This is a genomic window from Modestobacter versicolor, assembly GCF_041028285.1.
Classification (GTDB): domain Bacteria; phylum Actinomycetota; class Actinomycetes; order Mycobacteriales; family Geodermatophilaceae; genus Modestobacter; species Modestobacter versicolor_A.
Map to the genome: position 1 here is coordinate 1,092,238 of NZ_JABGDB010000001.1, position 20,904 is coordinate 1,113,141.

The window sequence follows — 20,904 nt, forward strand, 5'->3', positions numbered from 1 at the left end:
AAGGCGTCCCGGGAGGTCGACGCCTGACGGGTCGGTGGGCCTCGCGGCGTGGTCGCCTCGTTGGCCCCTGCCGCCCCAGGCGCACCGGGCCCCGGGCGGGTCGGCCCGCCCGCCGGGCGGGTCGCCCTAGCGTCCGCCGCGAGGCGCCGTCCCGGTCGCCGGGGGCGGGGGTGCGACGGTGGCCGCTGGTGCCGGTGCCCGCACCGCCCGCGCCGTCCGGCTGCTGCTGACCGGGCTGCTGGTGGTCGCGGCCGGCGTCTGCGGCCCGGCCGGCCCGCCGGTGGCCACCGCGGCGGCCGCTTCACCGGCACGCGCCCCGGCGACCGCCGACCCCGTCGCGGAGCCGGTGGGCCGCCGTCCCGGCGTCGGGCTGGTCGCCCGGCCGACCACATCAGCACCCCCGGCTGAGCCTGCCCCGCCGCCCGAGGCCGCACCACCGGTCGGGCCACCGGTCGCGGAGCCCGCCGTCGCCCCCGCCCCGGCGCCGTTCCTGCTGCCGCTGGGCGTGGAACCGCCGGGCACGCAGGTGGTCACCGTGGTGGCGGCCGGCCGCTCCGCGACGTCCGCCCGGCTCACCGCCTGGGAGCTCGGGCCCGACGGCTGGACGCCGGTGCTGGGCCCGCTGACCGCCCGGGTCGGCGCGGCCGGCGTGGGGGTGGCCAGCGAGTCCTCGACCCGGACGCCGGCCGGCACGTTCACCCTCACCGAGGCGTTCGGCCGGGCAGCCGACCCCGGCACCGCGCTGCCCTACCGGGTGGTGGACGGCGACGACTGGTGGGTCTCCGACGTCGCGAGCCCGCGGTACAACCAGTACGTGCAGTGCGCCCCCGGGCAGCTGCGACTTCGACGAGCAGGCGGGGGAGGACCTCGCCGCCGCCGGGCCGGTGTACGACCACGCGGTGGTCATCGACCACAACCGCGGCGGCACCCCGGGCGCGGGCTCGGCGTTCTTCCTGCACGTCACCGACGGCGCCCCGACCGCCGGCTGCGTGGCCGTCGACCGGGCCGCGATGCAGCAGCTGCTCCGCTGGCTGGACCCGGCGGCCACCCCGGTCATCTCCATCGGCGTCGGCTGAGGCCCCGGCGCGTCGCAGCCGGACCGACCCCGGTACCCGGGCTAGCGTTCCGTCGAACACGTGTTCGTGCGAAGCTGGGAGAGTGGGCATGGCGGTGCCGCGCATGGGCGCTCCGGGGACGGGCATCCGGGTGCTGGGGATCGACCCGGGCCTCACCCGGTGCGGGTGGGGCGTCGTCGAGGGGCGCCCCGGTGCCCGGCCCACGGCGCTGGGGGTCGGCGTCGTCCGCACCAACCCCGAGCTCGACCTGGAACTCCGCCTGCTGGAGGTGCACACCGCCGTGACCGCACTGCTGCGCGAGCACCGGCCCGGTGCGATGGCCATCGAGCGGGTGTTCCACCAGAACAACAAGGGGACGGCGACCGGCACGGCGCAGGCCGCCGGCGTCGCCGCCCTGGCCGCCGCCCAGGCGTCGGTTCCGGTGGCCTGGCACACCCCGAGCGAGGTGAAGGCCGCCATCTCCGGCAACGGCCGGGCCGACAAGGACCAGGTGACGATGATGGTCACCCGGGTGCTCGGGCTGGCCACCGCGCCGAAGCCGGCCGACGCCGCCGACGCGCTGGCGCTGGCGGTCTGCCACGTGTGGCGCGGCCCGGCGCAGGACCGGCTGAGGGTGGCCGCGCTCGCCGGCGGCATCGGTGCCCCGGTGCCCGCGGCCCGCACGCTGCCGCGGTGGACGGGGATCTCCCGGTGATCGCCAGCGTCAGCGGCCGGGTGGCCGCGGTCTCCCCGGACGGCGCCGTCGTCGAGGTCGGCGGCATCGGCCTGTCGGTGCAGTGCACCCCCGGCACGATCGCCCGGCTCACGGTGGGGGAGCAGGCCCGGCTGGCCACCAGCCTCGTCGTCCGCGAGGACTCGCTGACCCTGTACGGCTTCGCCGACGACGACGAGCGGCAGCTGTTCGAGCTGCTGCAGACCGCGAACGGCGTCGGGCCGCGGCTGGCCCAGGCGGTGCTCGCCATCCACCCGCCCCGCGAGGTGCGCCGGGCGGTCTCGATGGGCGACCTCAAGGCGCTGATGCAGGTGCCCGGGATCGGCAAGAAGGGCGCCGAGCGGCTGGTGCTGGAGCTGCGCGACCGGCTCGGCACCACCTCCTCCGACGCCTCGCTCGACGGCCCGGCCCCCGCCGGGCTCGGCTCGGTCACCCCGGTCGCGCCGTGGCGCGACCAGCTCACCGCCGCGCTGGTCAGCCTCGGCTGGACCGGCCGGGAGGCCGAGGGCGCGGTGGCCCAGCTGGCCCCGATCGCCGATGAGCAGGTGGCCGCCACCGGTGGCGTGGAGATCGCGATCCTGCTGCGGCAGGCGCTGCGGCTGCTGGGCCGGTCATGAGCTCGCCGTTCGACCGCGGTCTGTCCGCCGCCGACGCAGGCCCCGGCCGGCTGCCCGACGACGCCGTCGACCCGCGCGCCGGGGACGAGGAGCGGGTCGTCGAGTCGGCGTTGCGGCCGCACTCGCTCGCCGACTTCATCGGCCAGCCCAAGGTCGCGCGCCAGCTGGACCTGGTCCTCGAGGGCGCCAAGCGGCGCGGCCGGCCGCCGGACCACGTGCTGCTGTCCGGTCCGCCCGGCCTGGGCAAGACCAGCCTGGCGCTGATCATCGGCTCGGAGCTGGGCACCTCGGTGAAGATCACCAGCGGCCCGGCGATCGAGCGGTCCGGCGACCTCGCCGCGATGCTGTCCAACCTGTCGCCCGGTGACGTGCTGTTCATCGACGAGATCCACCGCATCGCCCGGCCGGCCGAGGAACTGCTGTACATGGCGATGGAGGACTTCCGGGTCGACGTCGTCGTCGGCAAGGGCCCGGGCGCCACCGCCATCCCGCTGGAGATCAACCCGTTCACCCTGGTCGGGGCCACCACCCGGGCCGGGCTGCTCACCGGCCCGCTGCGCGACCGGTTCGGCTTCGTCGGCCAGATGGAGTTCTACGACACCGCCGACCTGGAGCGGGTGCTGGCGCGCAGCGCCGACCTGCTCGGGGTCGAGCTGACGGCCGAGGGGTCCGCGGAGATCGCCGGCCGCTCGCGGGGCACGCCGCGGATCGCCAACCGGCTGCTGCGGCGGGTCCGCGACTTCGCGGAGGTGCGCGCCGACGGCCGGGTCACCCTGGACGTCGCCCGGGCCGCGCTGGCCCTCTACGACGTCGACGACCTCGGCCTGGACCGGCTGGACCGGTCGGTGCTGGAGGCGCTGGTCAGCAGGTTCGGCGGCGGTCCGGTCGGCGTCGCGACCCTCGCGGTGGCGGTGGGGGAGGAGCCGCACACCGTCGAGGAGGTGTGCGAGCCGTTCCTGGTCCGGGCCGGCCTGCTCGCCCGCACCCCCCGTGGCCGGGTCGCCACCGAGGCCGCCTTCCGGCACCTGGGGCACCCCGTCCCACGCGGCGGGGTGGCGCTCAGCGGGGGCACAGCCGACCCGCCGTCGGACGGGCCTTCGTCACAGACGCTGTTCGACGCCTAGACTCCACGGCGCTGGCGCGCAACCCGGGACGTCCCGGGCGGCCGCGCCCCGGTTCCCCTGCCTGCGCAGGGCGACGCCGGCACCGATGTACCCGAGCGGCCCGCCCCGGGCCGCACCCACCGCGCGATGACGCCGCGGTAGAGAGGCTCACCTGTCGTGGAATCCTTGCCGTTGCTCATCCTGGTCGCGCTGGCGTTCGTCGTCCTCTTCGTCCTGCCCTCCCGGCAGCGGAAGAAGATCCAGGCGAACGCCCAGGCGATGCAGGACTCGCTCACCATCGGGACGCCGGTGATGCTGACCAGCGGCATCCACGGCACGGTCGCCGCGCTCGGTGAGTCGACGGTGGACCTCGAGATCGCCCCCGGGGTGGTCATGACGGTCGCCCGCCCGGCGATCATGGAGATCCGCAAGCCCGCGACCGACACCGCCACCCCGGGCTCCGGCTCGAGCGCCACGGGCATCGTCGACGGCGACGGCGACCCCACCGACCCGACGCGCTGAGCCGGTAGACCGGATGGCCGCCCGCCAGCTCCCCGCACGGCGCTACTTCGCCGCCTTCGTCGTCATCGTCGCCGGCCTGTACGCGCTGATCTTCCTCACCGGTGACACCCGCACCCCGCAGCTCGGGCTCGACCTGCAGGGCGGGACGACGGTCACGCTGACCGCCCGCACGCCCGACGGCCAGGCGCCCGCCCCCGAGGACCTCGAACTGGCACGCCAGATCATCGAGCAGCGCGTCAACGGGCTCGGCGTGGCCGAGGCCGACGTGGTCACCGAGGGCGACAGCAACATCGTCATCTCGGTCCCCGGCGACGACGGCGAGCAGGCCCGCGAGCTCGGCGCCACCGCCCAGCTGCGCTTCCGGCCGGTCCTGCAGGGCCCGGAGCCGGCGTCCCAGGCGAGCACGGAGCCGACCGACGGCGCGGAGCCCACGGACGGCGCCGAGCCCACGGACGGCGCCGAGCCCACGGACGGCGCAGCCCCGACCGACAGCGCCGCGCCCACCGACAGCGCGGCGCCCACCGGGTCCGCGCCCGCGACGACCGACCCGGCGACGACCGGGAGCGGCGCGGCGACCGACACCGGCGCCCCCGACCCGGACGCCCCCGCCGTGACGCAGGAGGTGGCCGCCGCCGAGTACGCCACCCTCACCTGCGACACCACGACCACCCAGGTCGACCGGCCCGACGACCACATCGCCGCCTGCTCCGACGACGGCTCGGTCAAGTACCTGCTCGGCCCGGCCGTCCTGGAGGGCACCGCCGTCACCGATGCCGGGGCCGGGACCCAGGTCGGCACCGGCGAGTGGATCGTCACCCTGGACCTGACCAACGCCGGGTCCGAGGCCTGGGCGGCCTTCACCGCCGCCAACGTCGGCAACGCCGTCGGCATCACCCTGGACGGCCGGGTCGTCTCCGCCCCGAACATCAACAGCGCCATCAACGGCGGCACCACCGAGATCAGCGGCTCCTTCGACCAGGAGACCGCCACCGAGCTCGCCAACCAGCTCAAGTACGGCGCGCTGCCGCTGACGTTCAGCCAGGCGACGGCGCAGTCGATCTCCACCGAGCTCGGCAGCGAGCAGCTGCGGGCCGGGCTGATCGCCGGGGCCATCGGCGTCGCCCTCGTCTTCGTGTACGCGCTGCTGTACTACCGGCTGCTCGGGCTGGTGATGATCGCCAGCCTGGTGCTGTCGGCGGTGGTGGTCTACGCCTGCCTGGTGCTGCTGGGCCGGCAGATCGGCTTCGCGCTCAGCCTCGCCGGGATCGCCGGGTTCATCGTCTCCATCGGCATCACCGCCGACTCGTTCGTCGTCTACTTCGAACGCCTCAAGGACGAGGTGCGCGAGGGGCGCAGCCTGCGCAGCGCCGCCCCGCGGGCCTGGGTCCGCGCCCGGCGGACGATCCTGTCCGCCGACGCGGTCAGCTTCCTGGCCGCCGCCATCCTCTACTGGCTGGCCATCGGTGACGTGAAGGGCTTCGCGTTCACCCTCGGCATGTCCACGGTCCTGGACCTGGTCGTGGTCTTCCTCTTCACCCACCCGCTGATGGCGGTGCTCAGCCGGGTCAGGTCCTTCGGCAGCAACCGCTTCTCCGGCCTCGGCCAGGTCGACCACAGCCGGCGGCCCCCGCCGCCGGCCCGGGCCGACCGGGACCTGGTCGGCGCCGGCAGCACGAACGGGAGCAACCGATGACCCCGCGCGACGCGGCCGACGTGCCGCTCGGCACCGACGCCGACGAGACGGTCGACGACGGCGCGGTGCTGGCCGACGCCGCCGGCGACAGCACCGGTGACCAGGCGCTGGCCGACGCGGGCCTGCCCGCGGAGGGCGCGACGCCCGGCCGGTCCGCCCGGCGTGCGCCGGCCCGCGGCTCGTTGGCCCACCGGCTCTACAACGGCGAGGCCGGGCTGGACGTCGTCGGCAAGCGGCGCTTCTGGTTCCGGGTCACCGCCGTGGTCATGCTGCTGTGCGTCCTGGCCATGGTGTTCCGCGGCTTCAACTTCGGCATCGAGTTCGCCGGCGGCACCAGCCTCAGGGTGCCGGCGGAGAGCTCGCAGCTGACCACGGTCCGTGAGGCGGCCGAGGGCGCCGGGGCCGAGGTGTCCAGCGCGCAGGTCGTCGGCGGCAACTCCGTGCTGCTGCGCACCGAGGCGCTGGACGCCGACACCGAGGAGGCCGTGGTCGCCGCCGTCGCCGAGTCCGTCGGTGTGCCGCCGGCGGAGGTGAGCCCGCAGTCGGTGAGCGCCGACTGGGGCGGCGACATCACCAACCAGGCGCTCAAGGCGCTGCTCGTCTTCCTGGTGGCAGTCGTGGCCTTCCTCGCCGTCCGCTTCCAGCCGAAGATGGCGGTCGGCGCGATCGTGGCGGTGCTGCACGACATCGTGGTGACCGCCGGCGTCTACGCGCTGATCGGCTTCGAGGTCACCCCGTCCACGGTCATCGGCCTGCTGACCATCCTGGGCTTCTCGCTCTACGACACCGTCGTGGTCTTCGACAAGGTCGAGGAGAACACCAAGGACCTCAGCAAGAGCGCCCGCTCCACCTACGGCGAGGCGGCCAACCTGGCGGTCAACCAGACGCTGATGCGGTCGATCAACACCTCGGTGATCGCGCTGCTGCCGGTGGCCGGCCTGCTGTTCGTCGGCGCCGGCCTGCTCGGCGCCGGCACGCTCAAGGACCTCGCGCTGGTGCTCTTCGTCGGCCTGGCCGTGGGCACCTACAGCTCGATCTTCCTGGCCACCCCGGTGCTGGCCGAGCTCAAGGAGCGCGAGCCCGAGCAGCAGGCCCTGCGCAAGCGGGTGCTCGCCCGGCGGGCCGCCGAGGCGCGGACCTCCGCCTCCGGAGCCCCGCGCGGCCCGGTCGCCAGCGCCCGCCGCGCCGGCGGGGCGACCAGCACCGCCCGGCGGTCGGCGGTCGCCGTGGCCGAGCGGCCCGACGCGCTGCCCGACCGGCCCGACGCCGACGTCCAGGTCGAGTCCCCGGAGTCCGTGCAGCCGACGGTCCGGAGCGGGTCGAGCACCCCGCGGCCGGGTCAGCGCCCGCAGCGGCCGGGGCAGAAGCCGGCCCAGCGACCGGCCGGCAGGAAGCGCCGGTGAGCCAGGTCGGCGAGGTCCCGGTCGACGAGCTGATCGCCTCCATCGCGGTCGACGTCCCGGACTTCCCCGAGCCCGGGGTGGTGTTCCGTGACCTGACCCCGGTGTTCGCCGACGCCGCCGCCTTCCGCCGGGTCGTCGACGCGCTCACCGAGCCCGCCGACGTGGACCCGCGGGCGGCGGCGCTGTCCGGCGGCGGCCGTGGCTTCGACGTCGTGGCCGGGGTCGAGGCCCGCGGCTTCCTGCTGGCCGCCGCGGTGGCGCTGGACGCCGGCACCGGGGTGGTGCCGATCCGCAAGGCCGGCAAGCTGCCCCGCGAGCGGGTGTCGGCGGACTACGCGCTGGAGTACGGCACCGCGACCCTGGAGCTGCACACCGACTCGGTCCGGCCCGGCCAGCGGGTGCTGCTGGTCGACGACGTGCTGGCCACCGGCGGCACGCTCCAGGCGGCGATCGCGCTGGTCGAGCGGCTGGGCGGGGTGGTGACCGCGGTCGCGGTGGTCATCGAGCTCGCCGCGCTGGCCGGCCGGGAGCGGCTCGCCCCGCACCCGGTGCACGCGCTCTGGACCACCTGACCACCCCGGGTGAGCACGGGCGGCGGCCCGTGCAGCACCGCGGCTAGCATGGGGAGGGTCCGCCTCCTCAACAGAGCAGGAGCACCCGTGGCCTCTGACGTCGTCGCACCCCGGACGTCCGGCGCGCCCCCCACCGAGGAGGCCGCGCCGAGGCCCGCGCTGCCCGAGCGCCCCGCCGTCCGCCGTCCCGACGACGTCGCACCGGAGCCGGGCGGCGAGAACGAGGCGGTGCCCCGCCGCCGGGTGCGCGACCGGCTGGCCCGGCGGATCGTCGCCGGGCAGCGGTCCACCGGCATCCGCCCGGTCCTCGAGCCGCTGGCCGCGCTCCACCGGCAGAGCCACCCCAAGGCCGACCTGGTGCTGCTGCAGCGCGCCTACGACGTCGCCGAGGCCGCGCACGCCCCGCAGAAGCGGAAGAGCGGCGACCCCTACATCACCCACCCGCTGGCAGTGGCCACCGTGCTCGCCGGGCTGGGCATGGACACCACGACGCTGGTCGCGGCGCTGCTGCACGACACCGTGGAGGACACCGGGGTCACCCTGGACACCATCCGCGCCGAGTTCGGCCCCGAGGTCGCCCACCTGGTCGACGGTGTCACGAAGATCGACAAGGTCAAGTTCGGTGACGCGGCGCAGGCCGAGACGATCCGCAAGATGATCGTCGCGATGTCCCGCGACCCCCGGGTGCTGGTGATCAAGCTCGCCGACCGGCTGCACAACATGCGGACGCTGCGCTTCCTCCCGCCGGAGAAGCAGGAGAAGAAGGCGCGCGAGACGCTGGAGATCCTGGCCCCGCTGGCCCACCGGCTGGGCATGAACACCATCAAGTGGGAGCTCGAGGACCTCGCGTTCGCGACGCTGTACCCCAAGCGCTACGACGAGATCGTGCGGCTGGTCGCCGAGCGCGCGCCGTCCCGGGACACCTACCTGGCCGAGGTCGCCTCCGCGGTCACCGACCAGCTCAAGGCCGCCAAGATCGAGGCCGTCGTCACCGGCCGGCCCAAGCACTACTACTCGATCTACCAGAAGATGATCGTCCGCGGCCGCGACTTCACCGACATCTGGGACCTGGTCGGCATCCGGATCCTGGTGGACTCGGTACGCGACGTGTACGCGGCGCTGGGCATCATGCACGCGCACTGGCAGCCGGTGCCCGGCCGGTTCAAGGACTTCGTGGCGATGCCGAAGTTCAACATGTACCAGTCGCTGCACACCACGGTCATCGGGCCGCAGGGCAAGCCGGTCGAGCTGCAGATCCGCACGCACGACATGCACCGGATCGCCGACTACGGCATCGCCGCGCACTGGAAGTACAAGGAGAACGCCCGCAGCGGCGGCAAGACCACCGAGGCCGGCCCCACGCCGGGGTCCGCGGGCGACGACATGCTGTGGCTGCGCCAGCTGCTGGACTGGCAGCGCGAGGCCCAGGAGCCCGGCGAGTTCCTGGAGACGCTGCGCTACGACCTCGGTCCGCAGGAGGTCTTCGTCTTCACGCCCAAGGGCGACGTGATCAGCCTGCCGGGGGAGTCGACGCCGGTCGACTTCGCCTACGCCGTGCACACCGAGGTCGGCCACCGCTGCATCGGGGCCCGGGTCAACGGCAACCTGGTCTCGCTGGACAGCAAGCTGAGCAACGGTGACGTGGTGGAGGTCTTCACCTCCCGCTCGCCCACGGCCGCGCCCTCCCAGGACTGGCTGACCTTCGTCGGCTCCTCGCGGGCCCGGACGAAGATCCGCCAGTGGTTCACCAAGGAGCGCCGCGAGGACGCGGTCGAGGCCGGCAAGGACGCGCTCACCAAGGCGATGCGCAAGGCCGGGCTGCCGCTGCAGCGCCTGATGGGCGGCGAGTCGCTGGCCACCCTGGCCGCCGACCTGCACTACCCGGACATCAGCGCGCTCTACGCCGCGGTCGGGGAGAACCAGGTCTCGGCGCACTCGCTGGTCGAGAAGCTGATGACGGCGCTCGGCGGGTCCGAGGGTGCCACCGAGGACATCGCCGAGACCGCGATCCCGACCAAGCGGACGGTCGCGCGCACGTCCAGCGGCGACCCGGGCGTCGTCGTCCACGGGATGACCGACGTGTGGGCCAAGCTCGCCAAGTGCTGCACGCCGGTGCCCGGCGACGACATCCTCGGCTTCGTCACCCGCGGTGGCGGGGTCAGCGTGCACCGCACCGACTGCACCAACGCCGCGGACCTGCAGCGCAAGCCCGAGCGGCTGGTCGAGGTCGACTGGGCGTCCCAGCCGGGGTCGGTGTTCCTGGTCGCCATCCAGGTGGAGGCGCTGGACCGGCACCGGCTGCTCTCCGACGTCACCCGGGCGCTGGCCGACGAGCGGGTCAACATCCTCTCCGCGTCGGTGCAGACCAGCCGGGACCGGGTGGCGATCAGCCGGTTCACCTTCGAGCTCGCCGACCCGGCGCACCTGGGCTCGGTGCTGCAGACGGTCCGCAACGTCGACGGCGTCTTCGACGTGGAGCGCGTCACCGCCTGAGGAACGACCCCGCTGCCCCCACGCAGCGCCGCGCGCGGCGCGGGTCCCTGCAGCGGGGCCGGGGACGGGGTCTCCCGTCAGGCGAGCCGGGTGGCGGTGACCGCGTAGAGCGGGTCGCCGGTGCCCGGCCGCGTGCGCAGCTGGACCGTGGGCTCGGTGAACCCACCGGCGCGCCGGACCAGCTCGGCGACGACGGCCCCGTGCTGCTGGTCGTCGGTGGCCAGCCAGCCGCGCACCGCCTTGGTCGGGAAGCACCGGTTGGAGTACGTGATCGCCAGGTGCCCGCCGGGGCGCAGCACCCGCGCGGCCTCGGCGAGCACCTCGACGGGCCGGGTGAGGTAGTCGATCGACACGCAGCAGACCACCGCGTCGACGTCGTCGTCGGGCAGCGGCACCCGCGGGTCGGCGTTCAGGTCGTGCACCAGCCGCTCCGTCGCCGCGGGGTTCGCCGCCAGCTCCGCGGCGTTCATCCCAAGCACCACCAGCTCGGCCGGCGGGGTGCCGAAGTGCGACACCCACGACGACATCAGGTCCAGCACCCGCACCGGCCGCGGGGCGTCCCCGTCGATGCCGAGGTCGGCGTACAGCTGCCCGACCGCGGCGATCGCACCGTCGTCGATGTGGGTCACCAGCCGCGGGCTCCGGTAGAACCCGGCGTCCGGCGCCTCGTCACTGCGGTCGAAGAAGCCCGGGGGGAAGCCCGCGTACGGATCGGCGTCCATCGTGCCCAGTCTGCGGGCCGCGGCGCGGCCCCGCCCGGCGTCAGCCGACGACGGTCATCGAGGTGATCGTCACCGGGGTGGTCGGGGCGCCGCCACCGGGGCTGGGCTCGAACGAGCCGTCGTTGCCCGCAGCCGCGATCTGGTCCAGCACGGCCAGCCCGGCCTCGTCGACGGTGCCGACGGCGGTGTAGTCCGGCGACAGCTCGGTGTCGACGAAGCACAGGAAGAACTGGCTGCCGGTCGAGTTCGGCTGGCCGCTGTTGGCCATCGCGATGGTGCCGCGCGGGTAGGTGGTGTCCGCGCTGACCTCCTGGCCGAACTTGTACGTCGGGCCGCCCTGACCGGTGCCCGACGGGTCGCCGCACTGCAGCACGCCGAAGGTCTCCTGGTTGACCTCCCGATGGCAGGGGCTGCCGTCGAAGAAGCCCTGCGAGGCCAGGTAGGTGAAGCTCGAGGCGGCGCACGGGGCGCCGGCGCGGTCCAGGGTCAGGGTGAGGTCGCCCTGGCCGGTGCTCATCACGAGCGTCGACGTGCCCGTGGTGGGCGTGGTCGCGGCGTCCGGCGGGGTGCCGACGTCGGTCAGGTTCGCGTTGCCCGAGTCGTCGGGGACGAAGGCGCAGGCGACGGTGCCGTCGGCGTTGGTCGCGGTGGCCGCGGCCGTGGGGGCGGCTGCCGGCGACGAGGAGCTGCCCGTGGCCGCGGTGCTGCTGCCCTCGTCGTCACCGAGGTTGGTGACCACCAGCGCTGCGCCGACGACCGCCAGCACGGCCAGCACGGTGACGCCGATCAGCAGGCGGGTGCGGCGCCGGCGGGCGACCTGGGCACGCCGTTCGAGCTGGCGCTGCAGCCGTCGCTGCGCGGCCTGACGCTGCTGCTTGTTGGTCGGCACTCTTCTCGGGCTCCTCGGCTTCTGCACGGACGCGGGGGCGGTCGCGCTCGTCGAGCCGACGCCGTCCACCCCGCGGTGTCGAGTGCGCAGTGTAGGGCGGGCACCTGTCCGGTCCCTGGCAGCGGCGCGGAGGCGGTGATCTCCCCGCGTAACCTGCACGGGTGCTCATCCGCTCCTTCCCCGCCGGCGCCTTCGGCACGAACTGCTACGCCGTCGCCTCGGGACCGGGCGCCGAGTGCGTCGTCGTCGACCCGGGGATGGAGGCGGTGGAGCCGCTGGGCCGGATGCTCGCCGACGACGGGCTCAAGCCGGTGGCCGTCGTGCTCACCCACGGGCACCTGGACCACACCTTCTCCGTGCTGCCGGTCTGCGAGGGGTACGACATCCCCGCCTACCTGCACCCCGCCGACGCCGGGATGCTCAGCGACCCGCTGCGCTGGCACGGCCCGGCGCTGGCACCGCTGATCGGTCAGGTCGCGCTGCCCGACCCGGCCGACGTCCGGCCGCTGACCGACGGGGCGACCCTCTCGCTGGCGGGGGTGGAGGTGACCGTGCGGCACGCGCCGGGCCACACCCAGGGCTCGGTGGTCTTCTCCCTCGACCTCGACGACTCCCCGGCGCTGCTCGCCGGCGACGTGCTGTTCGCCGGGTCAGTGGGCCGGGTGGACCTGCCGGGCGGGTCCTGGGAGGCGATGCTCGGCTCGCTGCGCGACGTCGTCCTGCCGCTGGACGACGCGACCGTCGTCCTGCCCGGGCACGGGCCGGCCACCACCATCGGGCGCGAACGCGCCACCAACCCGTACCTGGCCGAGGCCGCCGGTGCGCCGAAGGGACGAGGACTGTGAGCGAGCCGATGCGGGCTCCCAAGGGGACGTTCGACACGCTGCCGCCGGCCTCGGCGGAGTTCCTCGCCGTCCGGGACACCCTCACCGCGCCGTTGCGGCGGGCCGGCTACGGCTACGTCGAGACGCCGGTCTTCGAGGACACCGCGGTGTTCTCCCGGGGCGTGGGGGAGTCCACCGACGTCGTCTCCAAGGAGATGTACACGTTCACCGACCGCGGCGGCCGGTCGCTGACGCTGCGCCCGGAGCTCACCGCCGGGCTGATGCGCTCCTTCATCGAGCACCGGCTGTACTCCGGCGCGCTGCCGGTGAAGCTGTGGGCGGTCGGGTCGGCGTTCCGTTACGAGCGCCCGCAGGCCGGCCGCTACCGGCACTTCACCCAGGTCGACTGCGAGGCCCTGGGCGTCGACGACCCCGCACTGGACGCCGAGGTGGTCGCGCTGGCGGTGCAGGGGTTCCGCGACCTGGGGCTGACCGGCTTCGAGCTGCTGCTCACCTCGCTGGGCGACGCCACCTGCCGGCCGCAGTACCGCGAGCTGCTGGTGGACTTCCTGGCCGGCCTCGACCTGGACGAGGACACCCGCCGCCGCGCGGAGATCAACCCGCTGCGGGTGCTCGACGACAAGCGCCCCGAGGTGCAGGCCCAGCTGGACGGCGCCCCGCTGATGGTCGACCACCTCTCGGACTCCACGAAGGCGCACTACGACGCCGTCCGCGAGCACCTGACCGACCTGGGCGTGCAGTGGACCGAGGCGCCCCGGCTGGTGCGCGGCCTGGACTACTACACGAAGACCACGTTCGAGTTCGTCCACTCCGGCCTGGGCGCGCAGTCGGCGATCGGCGGCGGCGGCCGCTACGACGGGCTGTCCGCGGCGCTGGGTGGCCCCGACCTGTCCGGGATCGGCTACGCCGTCGGCGTGGACCGCACCCTGCTGGCGGTGCAGGCCGAAGGGCTGGACATCGCGACCTCGGCGGGGGTGCGCGCGTTCGTCGTCCCGCTGGGCGCCGAGGCCAAGCGGTACGCCGTGAAGCTCGTCGGCCAGCTCCGCGAGGCCGGCGTCCCGGCCGACACCGTCTACGGCGACCGCGGCCTCAAGGGCGCGATGAAGGCCGCCGACCGGTCCGGCGCCAGCCACGCGGTGGTCGTCGGCGACCGGGACCTCGCCGAGGGGGTGGCCCAGCTGCGCGACCTGCGCACCCACGAGCAGGTCGCCGTCCCCCTGGGTGAGCTGCTCGAGCGGGTGCGTGGCACGGTTGAGCCGTGACAGTCACTGACGGCATCGCAGAGGCCGCGAACACCCCCATGGAGACCCGGCCGCTGGGCCGCACCGGCGCCGACGTGTCCGTCGTCGGGCTCGGCACCTGGCAGCTGGGCGGCGACTGGGGCGACGTCTCCGAGGACGACGCCGCCGCCGTGCTCGACGCCGCGCTGGACGCCGGTGTCACGCTGCTGGACACCGCCGACGTCTACGGCGACGGCCGCTCCGAGGAGCGCATCCGCCGGGCGCTGGCCGCCCGCGGCGAGCGCCCGTTCGTGGCCACCAAGGCCGGCCGCCGCGCCGACCCGTTCACCGCCGAGACCTACACCCCGGAGAACCTGCGGGCCTGGGTCGACCGCTCGCGCCGCAACCTCGGGGTCGAGACGCTGGACCTGGTGCAGCTGCACTGCCCGCCGCCGGCCGTCTACTCCGACGAGCGGGTCTACGCGACCCTCGACGCCCTGGTCGAGGAGCAGGCCATCGCCGGCTACGGCGTCTCGGTGGAGACCGTCGCCGAGGGGCTGACCGCGCTGCAGCACCCCGGCGTGCAGTCGATCCAGGTGATCCTCAACATCTTCCGGCGCAAGCCGCTGGAGCAGCTGCTGCCGGCCGCCCAGCGCGCCGACGTCGGCATCCTGGCCCGGGTGCCGCTGGCGAGCGGGCTGCTGACCGGCAAGTACACCGCCGACACCACGTTCGGCGCCGACGACCACCGGAACTTCAACCGCAACGGCGAGGCCTTCGACGTCGGCGAGACCTTCGCCGGCGTGCCGTTCGAGGTCGGCGTGGCCGCGGCGCGCGAGGTGGCGGAGATCGCCGGTCCCGACGTCGCCACCTCGGCGTTCGCGCTGCGCTGGGTCATCGACCAGCCCGGGGTCACCACCGTCATCCCCGGTGCGCGCAACGTCGAGCAGGCGCTCGGCAACGTCGCCGCCGCCGCCCTCCCGTCGCTGTCCGACAGCCAGCTCGCCGACCTTGAGCGCGTGTACGACGAGCGCATCCGCGCCCACGTGCACGACCGCTGGTGAACCCCTCTCTCGAAAGGCACTGACGTGCTCCGCACCCACGACGCCGGCACGCTCCGCGCGACCGACGCCGGTTCCACGGTCACCCTCGCCGGCTGGGTCGCCCGCCGGCGCGACCACGGCGGGGTCGTCTTCCTCGACCTGCGCGATGCCTCGGGCTACGCCCAGGTCGTCGTCCGGGAGGAGGAGGCGCACGCGCTGCGCAACGAGTACTGCGTGCTGGTGACCGGGCAGGTGCAGGCCCGCCCGGCCGGCAACGAGAACCCGGAGCTGCCGACCGGCGAGATCGAGGTCGTCGCCACCGCCGTCATCGTCCTCTCGGCGTCCGCGCCGCTGCCGTTCCCGATCGAGACCACCCAGGCCGCCGGGGACGACGTCCGCTACAAGTACCGCTACCTCGACCTGCGCCGTCAGGGCCCGGCCGGGGTGCTTCGGCTGCGCTCGGAGATCAACCGGATCGCCCGCCAGGTCATGGCCGGCCACGGGTTCGTCGAGGTCGAGACGCCGACGCTGACCCGTTCCACGCCGGAGGGTGCCCGCGACTTCGTCGTCCCGGTGCGGCTGCAGCCGGGGTCCTGGTACGCACTGCCGCAGTCGCCGCAGCTGTTCAAGCAGCTGCTGATGATCGGCGGGCTGGAGCGGTACTACCAGATCGCCCGGGCCTTCCGGGACGAGGACTTCCGCGCCGACCGGCAGCCGGAGTTCACCCAGCTGGACTTCGAGATGAGCTTCGTCGACCGCGACGACGTGCTGGCCGTGGCCGAGGACGTCGTCCGGCAGCTGTGGCGGGAGCTGGCGTCCTACGACGTGCCGGAGATCCCGCGGATGAGCTACCGCGAGGCGATGGACCGGTTCGGCTCGGACAAGCCCGACCTGCGCTTCGGGATCGAGCTGACCGAGCTCACCTCGTACTTCGCGGAGACCCCGTTCCGGGTGTTCCAGTCGCCCTACGTCGGCGCCATCGTGATGCCCGGCGGCGGGTCGCAGCCGCGCCGGGCCTTCGACGCCTGGCAGGACTGGGCGCGTTCGCGGGGCTCCAAGGGGCTGGCCTACGTGACCATCGCCGAGGACGGCACCCTCGGCGGCCCGGTGGCCAAGAACATCTCCGACGCCGAGCGGGCCGGTCTGGTCGAGGCCGTCGGCGCTGAGCCGGGCGACTGCGTCTTCTTCGCCGCTGGGGCCCGCCGCTCCTCGCAGGAGCTGCTCGGCGCCGCGCGCAACGAGGTGGCCAAGCGGCTGGAGCTGATCGAGCCGGGGTCGTGGTCGTTCCTGTTCGTCGTGGACTTCCCGATGTTCGAGGAGACCGAGAACGGCGACTGGACGTTCATGCACCACCCGTTCACCTCGCCCACCCCCGAGTGGCGGGACCGCTTCGCCGAGGACAAGGGCGGCGCGCTGTCGGACGCCTACGACCTGGTGGTCAACGGCAACGAGCTGATGAGCGGGTCGGTCCGCATCCACGACGCCGACCTGCAGGAGCGGGTGTTCGAGACCCTCGGCATGTCGCGCGAGGAGGCCCGGGAGCGGTTCGGGTTCTTCCTCGAGGCGTTCGCCTACGGCCCGCCGCCGCACGCCGGCGCTGCGCTGGGTTGGGACCGGCTCACCGCGCTGCTGGCCGGGGTCGACTCGATCCGCGAGGTCATCGCCTTCCCGAAGACCGGCGCCGGTTACGACCCGCTGACCGGCGCGCCGACGCCGATCTCCGACGCACAGCGCGCCGAGGCCGGCATCGACCTCGTCCCGGAGCCCGACCCGGCGCCTTGAGGTCTTCGCGTTGATCATCGGCATGTGGTCGCCCGCACCGGCGTGGCGACCGGCCACATGGCGATGATCAACCCTGGCCAGGCCGCCACCCCTGGCTGAGCAGGGCGCCGCGGGTCCGGTTGACGACTGTCCACGGTCCGGTGAGGTGGCGGCGGGCGAACCGCAGCACGAGCCAGCCACCGGCCGCCATCAGCGAGTAGCGGTCGATGTCCCGGTCGAACTGCCCGGCCTCGGCGTGCTGCCGGCCCTCGTACTCGAGCAGGACCTTCCAGCGGCTGTAGCCGAGGTCGCCGTGGGCGACCACCCGACCGCGCCGGTCGGTGACGGGCAACTGGAGCTCCGGGGCCGGCAGGTCGCTGGTGCCCAGCCAGTAGCGGGTCAGGCTCTCCGGGCGGGACTGGGCGCGGGGGTCGAGCAACGGCGCACACGCCCGTGCCCGGACGACGCCGCGCACCCGGGAGCGGGCGGGCCAGGCGCTCGGCGAGCCGCGCGTCGTCCAGGTGGTGGCAGCGGACCAGGGCGTCGCCCACGGCGACGAGCTCGTGCGGGGGCAGGACCGCGGCCAGGTCGAGGAACGTCTGCGCCCCCGAGGTCACACGCACTCCTCGGTGGGTGACGACGTCCGGTCGCTCGAGCCGGCGGCCGTGCACGACCAACCCGGCGTGCTGGGGCAGCACCCTCCGCGGCGTCAGCGCCACGTGCGGGCGGGGTGGCGGGTGCGCCGGGGCACCCAGCACGGTGGCGGCGGTCTGGTGGCTGAACGCGGCGTCGGGCGGCAGGACGCTCGCCAGCAGAGCCAGCCGCTCGACCTCGTCGACGGCGTCGTCCAGCCGGACGTGGACGCCGTGGGCAAGCCGCACGAACGCCGGACCGCGCAGCGCCGACCGCGGCACGCCCATCGACCGGGCTGCGGCAGTGGTGAAGACCTCGGGCATGCCGCCACGCTCGGCCGCGCCCCGGCCGCCCACCAGCGACGCAGCGCATCTGTGCACAGCGATCCGCCCTGTGGACGGCGCCCCGGTCGGCCTCGGGTCCGCGGTGATCATCGGCATCTGGCCGCCGACACGCCGGCCGGACGTGGCGGATGCCGATGATCAACGCAGGCGACCTAGACACTCACCCTCGGGTCGAGGGTGAGGGTCAGGCGTTGTCGAGGCGGGCGCGCTGTTCGGCGGTGAGCTGGACGTGCACCGCGGCTGCCGAGTCGACGATCGACTGGGGCCGGGACGCCCCTGGGATGGGCAGCACCACGTCGGCCTGGGCGAGGTGCCAGGCCAGCGTCACCTGGTAGACCGAGACGTCGAGCTCGGCGGCGACGGCGGCGAACTCGTCGGCGGTGGTGTCCAGCGACTTGGCCGCCGAGACGCCGCCGAACGGGCTCCACGGGATGAACGCCAGCCCGGTCGCGGCGCAGTGCGCGAGCTCGCCGGCGGAGGACCGGTAGCCGGGCGAGAACTGGTTCTGCACGCTCACCAGGCCGTCGCCGACGATCGCCCGGGCGGCGTCGATCTGCGCCAGGTCGGCGTTGGAGATGCCGGCCATCCGCACCAGGCCGTCGTCCAGCAGCGACCTCAGCGCGCCCATCGACTCCTCCCACGGCGTGGCCGGGTCCGGCCGGTGCAGCTGGTACAGGCCGATCGCCTCGACCCCCAGCCGGCGCAGCGAGGCCTCGCAGGCCCGGCGCAGGTACCCCGGCGTCCCGTCCAGCTCCCACTCGGCGCCGCGCCGGGTGTGCCCGCCCTTGGTGGCCACCAGCACGTCGTCGGACCGGCCGTAGGAGGCCAGCGCACGTGCCACCAGCTCCTCGTTGTGCCCGAACTCCGCCTCGTCGATCGAGTACGCGTCCGCGGTGTCGATCAGCGTCACCCCGGCGTCCAGGGCGGCGTGCACGACGGCCTCGGCCTCCTCCGGGGAGGGGCGGGGCACCTTGGTCGACAGGGGCATCGCGCCCAGGCCGATGGCGCTGACGGTCGTGGAGCCGAGTCGTCGCTGCTGCATGGTCAGGACCGTCGCTGGCCGCGGGTAACTTCGCAACCGTGAGCTCGCTGTTCGACCCCGCGCCCGACGAGGGGCCGCCGCCGGTCGACCCCGGCGCGCCGCTGGCCGTCCGGATGCGGCCGCAGTCGCTCGACGAGGTGGTCGGCCAGCAGCACCTGCTCGGCCCGCGCGCCCCGCTGCGCCGGCTGGTCGAGGCCGACGAGCCGATGTCGCTGGTGCTCTACGGCCCGCCCGGCACCGGCAAGACCACCCTGGCGCACGTCATCTCGCTGGCCACCAAGCGCTCCTTCGTGCAGCTGTCCGCGCTGGACGCCGGGGTGAAGGAGGTCCGCGCGGTCATCGCCGCCGCCAAGCGCGAGCTCACCCACGCCGGCCGCCGCACCGTGCTCTTCATCGACGAGGTGCACCGGTTCTCCAAGACCCAGCAGGACTCGCTGCTGTCCGCCGTCGAGGACCGGATCGTCAGCCTGGTCGCGGCGACCACCGAGAACCCGTTCTTCTCCGTGGTCAGCCCGCTGCTGTCGCGCAGCCTGGTGCTGGCGCTGCAGCCGCTCGAGGACGACGACGTGCGCACCGTGCTGCGCCGGGCCCTGACCAGCGAACGCGGGCTGGACGGCGCGGTGACGCTCACCGAGGAGGCCGAGGAGCACCTGCTGCGGGTCGCCGGCGGCGACGCCCGCAAGGCGCTGACGGCGCTGGAGAGCGGCGCGGGCGCGGCCCGGGCGGTGGGCTCCGACGTGCTCGACCTCGCCACCCTGGAGACGGCGGTCGCCCAGGCCGCGGTGCGCTACGACCGCTCCGGCGACCAGCACTACGACATCGCCAGCGCGCTGATCAAGAGCATCCGGGGCAGCGACGTCGACGCGGCGCTGCACTACCTGGCCCGGATGGTGGAGGCGGGGGAGGACCCGCGGTTCATCGCCCGGCGGCTGGTGATCTCCGCCAGCGAGGACATCGGCATGGCCGACCCGACCGCGCTGCTCACCGCCGTGGCCGCCGCCGACGCCGTCGCGTTCATCGGCATGCCCGAGGGCCACTTCCCGCTGGCGCAGGCCGTCGTCCACCTGGCGACCGCGCCGAAGTCCAACGCGGTCACCACGGCGATGGGGGAGTCGGTCGCCGACGTGCGGGCCGGCCTGGCCGGCCCGGTGCCCGCAGGCCTGCGCGACGCGCACTACGCCGGGGCGAAGAAGCTCGGCCACGGGAAGACCTACGTCTACCCGCACGCCCACCCCGACGGCGTCGTGCCGCAGCAGTACCCGCCCGACGCGCTGGTCGGCCGCGACTACTACCGCCCCACCGGCCGTGGCGTCGAGGCGCAGATCGGTGCCCGGCTGGCCAAGCTCCGCGCGATCGTCCGCCGCCGCGGCTGAGCCGCCGCGACCGGAAGCCGACGGCGACCGTCGGCGCCCGCGGCTAGTGTTGCCCCACCCCCGGCCGGAGCCCTGGACCGGGGCCGGACGACGAGAGTCTGACCAGAGGAGTGCACGCGTGTCCGCAGGAGAGTGGGCCGGGCTGGTCGCAGCCCTCGCCTTGGTGCTGCTGGTCCTCCTGTTGGCGGTGCCGCTGCTGAAGCTCGGGCGCACCCTGGACGAGACCACGCTGACCATCCGCCAGGTACGGGAGCAGAGCCAGCCGATCCTGAGCCAGGCGTCGACGACGGTCACCCACGTCAACGCCAACCTCGAGCGGGTCGACGACATCACCGGCAACGCGGCCAACGTGTCGAGCAACGTCGCCGCCCTGACCAGCGTCTTCGCCGCCACGCTCGGCAGCCCGCTGATCAAGGTCGCCGCGTTCAGCTACGGCGTGCGCAGCGCGGCCCGGAAGAAGCGCGAGGGCGCGGCCCTGGCCGACGCCCAGCGCAGCGCCAAGGACGAGCGCCGGGCCCGGCGCGCCGGTCGGCGGGCCGCCTGATGCGCCGGCTGTTCTGGCTCGCCATGGGCATCACCATCGGCGCCCTCGTCGTCCGCCGGCTGTCCCGCGCGGCCGAGAAGCTGACCCCGCAGGGCATCGCCGGGCAGCTGGCCGACGGCCTGCGCGACCTGGCCGAGGCGATCGGTGACTTCGGCGCCGACGTGCGCGCCGCCGCGGCCGCCCGCGAGGACGAGCTGCGCGCCGGCACCGGGCTGGACGCGCCGCTGCCCGAGCAGACCGCCCTGCCGCGCCGCGGCGCCCACGCCGCGGACAGCTGACACCACCCCACCCGGGCGC

The 20,904-nt window shown here is 74.6% G+C and carries 21 protein-coding genes; 16 read left to right on the forward strand and 5 right to left on the reverse strand.

What is annotated here, in order from left to right; genetic code table 11:
- Positions 1–126: 126 nt before the first annotated feature.
- Positions 127–705 carry a hypothetical protein gene (locus tag HL054_RS05480; protein WP_369137787.1) on the reverse strand — a complete coding sequence of 193 codons (579 nt, stop codon included), beginning with the start codon at positions 703–705 and terminating at the stop codon, positions 127–129.
- Positions 706–899: 194 nt separating this feature from the next.
- On the opposite strand from HL054_RS05480, the gene HL054_RS05485 reads away from it, so the two are divergent.
- From HL054_RS05485 to HL054_RS05525, 9 genes are all read left to right on the forward strand, one after another.
- Positions 900–1,076, forward strand: coding sequence for a L,D-transpeptidase family protein (locus tag HL054_RS05485; protein WP_369137788.1), 177 nt, complete (start codon positions 900–902; stop codon positions 1,074–1,076).
- A gap of 88 nt (positions 1,077–1,164) precedes the next feature.
- Positions 1,165–1,770, forward strand: coding sequence for a crossover junction endodeoxyribonuclease RuvC (gene ruvC, locus HL054_RS05490; protein ID WP_369137789.1), 606 nt, complete (start codon positions 1,165–1,167; stop codon positions 1,768–1,770).
- Positions 1,749–2,405, forward strand: coding sequence for a Holliday junction branch migration protein RuvA (gene ruvA / locus HL054_RS05495; protein ID WP_369137791.1), 657 nt, complete (start codon positions 1,749–1,751; stop codon positions 2,403–2,405). Before ruvC ends, ruvA begins: the two co-directional genes overlap by 22 nt.
- Positions 2,402–3,529 carry a Holliday junction branch migration DNA helicase RuvB gene (gene ruvB / locus HL054_RS05500; protein WP_369137792.1) on the forward strand — a complete coding sequence of 376 codons (1,128 nt, stop codon included), beginning with the start codon at positions 2,402–2,404 and terminating at the stop codon, positions 3,527–3,529. The genes ruvA and ruvB overlap by 4 nt, the downstream gene beginning before the upstream one ends.
- Positions 3,530–3,685: 156 nt before the next feature.
- Positions 3,686–4,030 carry a preprotein translocase subunit YajC gene (gene yajC / locus HL054_RS05505; protein ID WP_369137793.1) on the forward strand — a complete coding sequence of 115 codons (345 nt, stop codon included), beginning with the start codon at positions 3,686–3,688 and terminating at the stop codon, positions 4,028–4,030.
- 13 nt (positions 4,031–4,043) lie between these two features.
- Positions 4,044–5,723, forward strand: coding sequence for a protein translocase subunit SecD (secD, locus tag HL054_RS05510; protein WP_369137794.1), 1,680 nt, complete (start codon positions 4,044–4,046; stop codon positions 5,721–5,723).
- Positions 5,720–7,126: a protein translocase subunit SecF gene (secF, locus tag HL054_RS05515; protein WP_369137795.1), complete on the forward strand. Its 1,407-nt coding sequence runs from the start codon at positions 5,720–5,722 to the stop codon at positions 7,124–7,126. The genes secD and secF overlap by 4 nt, the downstream gene beginning before the upstream one ends.
- Complete coding sequence (locus HL054_RS05520; RefSeq protein ID WP_369137796.1) at positions 7,123–7,698, forward strand: adenine phosphoribosyltransferase; 576 nt, start codon at positions 7,123–7,125, stop codon at positions 7,696–7,698. Before secF ends, HL054_RS05520 begins: the two co-directional genes overlap by 4 nt.
- Positions 7,699–7,785: 87 nt before the next feature.
- On the forward strand, positions 7,786–10,191 hold the full coding sequence (locus HL054_RS05525) for a RelA/SpoT family protein (RefSeq protein WP_369137797.1): 2,406 nt from the start codon (positions 7,786–7,788) through the stop codon (positions 10,189–10,191).
- A gap of 77 nt (positions 10,192–10,268) precedes the next feature.
- Here HL054_RS05525 and HL054_RS05530 read toward each other — a convergent pair whose 3' ends face one another.
- On the reverse strand, positions 10,269–10,913 hold the full coding sequence (locus tag HL054_RS05530; RefSeq protein WP_369137798.1) for a class I SAM-dependent methyltransferase: 645 nt from the start codon (positions 10,911–10,913) through the stop codon (positions 10,269–10,271).
- A gap of 40 nt (positions 10,914–10,953) precedes the next feature.
- Positions 10,954–11,802, reverse strand: coding sequence for a peptidylprolyl isomerase (locus HL054_RS05535; protein ID WP_369137799.1), 849 nt, complete (start codon positions 11,800–11,802; stop codon positions 10,954–10,956).
- A 161-nt stretch (positions 11,803–11,963) separates the two neighbouring features.
- On the opposite strand from HL054_RS05535, the gene HL054_RS05540 reads away from it, so the two are divergent.
- Genes HL054_RS05540 through aspS form a run of 4 tightly spaced genes read left to right on the forward strand, consistent with a single transcriptional unit; the run spans position 11,964 to position 16,692 of the window.
- Entirely contained in the window at positions 11,964–12,647 is a 684-nt protein-coding gene (locus tag HL054_RS05540; protein ID WP_369137800.1) for an MBL fold metallo-hydrolase, read from the forward strand.
- Complete coding sequence (gene hisS / locus HL054_RS05545; RefSeq protein ID WP_369137801.1) at positions 12,644–13,909, forward strand: histidine--tRNA ligase; 1,266 nt, start codon at positions 12,644–12,646, stop codon at positions 13,907–13,909. The genes HL054_RS05540 and hisS overlap by 4 nt, the downstream gene beginning before the upstream one ends.
- On the forward strand, positions 13,906–14,931 hold the full coding sequence (locus HL054_RS05550; RefSeq protein ID WP_369137802.1) for an aldo/keto reductase: 1,026 nt from the start codon (positions 13,906–13,908) through the stop codon (positions 14,929–14,931). Before hisS ends, HL054_RS05550 begins: the two co-directional genes overlap by 4 nt.
- Positions 14,932–14,955: 24 nt before the next feature.
- Positions 14,956–16,692 (forward strand): aspartate--tRNA ligase, encoded by a 1,737-nt coding sequence (gene aspS / locus HL054_RS05555; RefSeq protein ID WP_369137804.1) that lies wholly within the window; start codon positions 14,956–14,958, stop codon positions 16,690–16,692.
- A gap of 67 nt (positions 16,693–16,759) precedes the next feature.
- On the opposite strand, the gene HL054_RS05560 is transcribed toward aspS, so the two are convergent.
- A complete protein-coding gene (locus tag HL054_RS05560; protein WP_369137805.1) occupies positions 16,760–17,110 on the reverse strand; it encodes a DUF559 domain-containing protein in 351 nt (116 codons plus the stop codon).
- Between the two features lie 722 nt (positions 17,111–17,832).
- A complete protein-coding gene (locus HL054_RS05565; RefSeq protein WP_369137806.1) occupies positions 17,833–18,690 on the reverse strand; it encodes an aldo/keto reductase in 858 nt (285 codons plus the stop codon).
- Positions 18,691–18,728: 38 nt separating this feature from the next.
- Between HL054_RS05565 and HL054_RS05570 the strand changes: the two genes are divergently transcribed.
- From HL054_RS05570 to HL054_RS05580, 3 genes are all read left to right on the forward strand, one after another.
- Positions 18,729–20,063, forward strand: a complete 1,335-nt coding sequence (locus HL054_RS05570) for a replication-associated recombination protein A (RefSeq protein ID WP_369137807.1) — start codon at positions 18,729–18,731, stop codon at positions 20,061–20,063.
- Between the two features lie 118 nt (positions 20,064–20,181).
- Complete coding sequence (locus tag HL054_RS05575; RefSeq protein WP_369137809.1) at positions 20,182–20,607, forward strand: DUF948 domain-containing protein; 426 nt, start codon at positions 20,182–20,184, stop codon at positions 20,605–20,607.
- Complete coding sequence (locus tag HL054_RS05580) at positions 20,607–20,885, forward strand: hypothetical protein (RefSeq protein WP_369137810.1); 279 nt, start codon at positions 20,607–20,609, stop codon at positions 20,883–20,885. Before HL054_RS05575 ends, HL054_RS05580 begins: the two co-directional genes overlap by 1 nt.
- Positions 20,886–20,904 lie beyond the last annotated feature (19 nt).

What these genes read in the sequence shown, in the direction of transcription:
- HL054_RS05580 (WP_369137810.1), top strand. Translation starts at nt 20,607, where the DNA reads ATGCGCCGGCTGTTCTGGCTCGCCATGGGCATCACCATCGGCGCCCTC.
- ruvC (WP_369137789.1), top strand. Translation starts at nt 1,165, where the DNA reads ATGGCGGTGCCGCGCATGGGCGCTCCGGGGACGGGCATCCGGGTGCTG.
- secD (WP_369137794.1), top strand. Translation starts at nt 4,044, where the DNA reads ATGGCCGCCCGCCAGCTCCCCGCACGGCGCTACTTCGCCGCCTTCGTC.
- HL054_RS05565 (WP_369137806.1), bottom strand. Translation starts at nt 18,690, where the DNA reads ATGCAGCAGCGACGACTCGGCTCCACGACCGTCAGCGCCATCGGCCTG.
- ruvB (WP_369137792.1), top strand. Translation starts at nt 2,402, where the DNA reads ATGAGCTCGCCGTTCGACCGCGGTCTGTCCGCCGCCGACGCAGGCCCC.
- HL054_RS05530 (WP_369137798.1), bottom strand. Translation starts at nt 10,913, where the DNA reads ATGGACGCCGATCCGTACGCGGGCTTCCCCCCGGGCTTCTTCGACCGC.
- secF (WP_369137795.1), top strand. Translation starts at nt 5,720, where the DNA reads ATGACCCCGCGCGACGCGGCCGACGTGCCGCTCGGCACCGACGCCGAC.